The sequence below is a fragment of the Nocardia sp. NPDC003345 genome (assembly GCF_053589395.1).
In genome coordinates this window covers 1-2,467 of sequence record NZ_JBSFRU010000529.1, presented here as the reverse complement: position 1 = coordinate 2,467, position 2,467 = coordinate 1, and the positions used below count along the sequence as shown (strand labels likewise).

Below are 2,467 nucleotides of genomic sequence, written 5' to 3'. Positions count from 1 at the left end.
TTCTCGGTTACAGCGCTGTGCCGGATGCCGCGGTGGCCTACTGTGCCTGGCAACGTCGATATGTGGCGGAGGTCCCACGATTCCTCGCGAGCGGCAGGTGGTGGCGGTGGCTGATCGATCCGGGATCCGGTGGCGCCGGGTGTTGTGCGGGCTCGCCGGGGTGCTGCTCACGGCCGGTTGCGTCACCAATGTCGAGGACACGGGCCCGGTCCCACCGAAGATCGCCGTGCAGCCGGTGCCGGCGCTCGCGGAGCGGGTTCCCGCCGAGATCAGGGCGGCCGGTGAGGTGGTGGTGGGGGTGAATGTGCCGTATCAGCCCAACGAGTACCGCGACCGGCACGGCGCGATAGTGGGATTCGACATCGATCTGATGGACGCGGTCACCGCGGTGCTCGGGATCCGGCCCCGCTACACCGAATCGGCGTTCGAGAAGATCATCCCGGCCGTTCAGGCCGGCACCTACGACATCGGCATGTCGTCGATCACCGATTCGGCCGAACGCGAGGAACAGGTGGATTTCGTCACCTATTTCACGGCGGGGGTGCAGTGGGCGCAGCGCACCGGTGACGAGGTGGATCCGGAGAACGCCTGCGGTAAGCGGGTGGCGGTGCAGGCGACGACGGTCGAGCATATCGAGGAGGTACCGGCCAAGAGCGCGGCCTGTGTGGCCGCGGGCCGGGATCCGATCATCATCACCGCCTTCGACGAGCAGAGCGCGGTGACCAACGCGCTGGTGCTCGGGCAGGTCGACGCGATGTCGGCGGATTCCCCGGTCACCGCCTATGCCGTCAAACAGACCGAAGGCAAGATCGAGCCCGCGGGTCCGGTATTCGACGCCGCCCCCTACGGGTGGGCTCTGGCCAAGGGGTCGCCGCTGGCGCCCGTGTTGCGGGACGCCGTCCAATATCTGATGGACGACGGGCGCTACCGGCAGATCACCGAGAACTGGGGTGTGCAGGAGGGTGCGCTGGGCACCTCCGTGATCAACGGCGCGAGGAGCTGACGCCATGACCGCAGATCCGCGCGTGTCCACCGAGAAGGATCCACCCGAGGCCATCAGGGCCGTTCCGCTGCGGCGGCCGGGCCGGTGGATCGCCGCGGTGGTCATCCTGGCGCTGGCCGGGTTGTTCGTTTACGGGGCCGCCACCAATCCCGCCTACCGGTGGGATGTGTACTGGGACTATCTCCGGGATACCCGGATCGCCGCCGGGGCGGTGGTCACTCTGGAACTCACGGTGCTCGCCATGACGATCGCCGTGGTCCTCGGCACGGTGCTCGCGGTGATGCGGTTGTCACCGAATCCGGTGCTGCGTGCCACCGCCTGGGTCTACCTGTGGGTGTTCCGCGGTACGCCCGTCTATGTACAACTGGTGTTCTGGGGGCTGGTGCCCTCGCTCTACCAGCAGGTGGCGTTCGGGGTGCCGTTCGGGCCGCGGTTGCTGGAGATCGACGTGCAGGGGCTGCGGGCGGCTTTCTTCTTCGCGATGATCGGGCTGGCGCTCAACGAGGCCGCGTATATGGCCGAGATCGTGCGAGCGGGCATCAATTCCGTCGGCGAGGGGCAGCGCGAGGCCTCCGTCGCGCTCGGGATGTCCTGGTCGCAGACGATGCGCCGGACGGTGCTGCCGCAGGCGATGCGGGTGATCATTCCGCCGACCGGCAACCAATTGATCAGTATGTTGAAAACGACCTCGCTGGTGACCGCCATACCGCTGAGTACCGACCTGTTCGGCCGCGCCCGCGATATCTACGGTGTGAATTTCCTGCCGATACCGCTGCTCCTGGTCACCGCGACCTGGTATCTCGCGATCACCAGCGTGCTGATGATCGGCCAGTACTACCTGGAGAAATACTATTCGCGCGGAATATCCCGGCAGCTGACGACGAAGCAGTTGCAGGAATTGGCCGACGCGCGGGGTGAGGTGCGGGCGAAATGAGCGATACCGCGGTGCCCATGATCCGGGCGGATCGGGTCTGTAAGAGTTTCGGCGCGCTGAAGGTACTGGAAGGGATTTCGCTCGAGGTGCCGCGCGGGCAGGTGCTGTGCCTGATCGGCCCCTCGGGGTCGGGTAAATCGACCTTTCTGCGGTGTATCAACCACCTGGAACAGGTGGACGCGGGGCGGCTCTATGTCGACGGCGAACTGGTCGGCTACCGGGAACGCAAGGGCCGCCTCTACGAATTGCATCCGCGCGAGGCCGCCCGTCAGCGGCGCGATATCGGCATGGTCTTCCAGCATTTCAATCTGTTTCCGCATCGCACCGTCCTGGGCAATATCGTCGAGGCGCCGACGCAGGTGAAGAGACAGTCCAGGCGCGAGGCCCGGCAGCGGGCCGGAGAACTGCTCGAACGGGTGGGTCTGGCGGAGAAGGCGAACGCGTACCCGGCGCAACTGTCGGGCGGTCAGCAGCAGCGGGTCGCGATCGCCCGGGCCCTGGCCATGGACCCGAAACTGATGCTGTTCGAC

General features: G+C 66.5%; 3 protein-coding genes. All 3 read left to right on the top strand.

All coding sequences use genetic code 11. The features are described from left to right. Positions 1 to 106 precede the first annotated feature (106 nt). Positions 107 to 1,003, top strand: a complete 897-nt coding sequence (locus ACWDU1_RS31615; RefSeq protein WP_450004084.1) for an ABC transporter substrate-binding protein — start codon at positions 107 to 109, stop codon at positions 1,001 to 1,003. 4 nt (positions 1,004 to 1,007) lie between these two features. After that, positions 1,008 to 1,937 carry an amino acid ABC transporter permease gene (locus ACWDU1_RS31610; protein WP_450004083.1) on the top strand — a complete coding sequence of 310 codons (930 nt, stop codon included), beginning with the start codon at positions 1,008 to 1,010 and terminating at the stop codon, positions 1,935 to 1,937. After that, a partial coding sequence (locus tag ACWDU1_RS31605) for an amino acid ABC transporter ATP-binding protein (protein WP_450004082.1) occupies positions 1,934 to 2,467 on the top strand: 534 nt, incomplete at its 3' end. The genes ACWDU1_RS31610 and ACWDU1_RS31605, both read left to right, overlap by 4 nt.

Bases quoted from the DNA above. Each gene is read 5' to 3' on its own strand.
- ACWDU1_RS31610 (WP_450004083.1), top strand. From the start codon at position 1,008: ATGACCGCAGATCCGCGCGTGTCCACCGAGAAGGATCCACCCGAGGCC.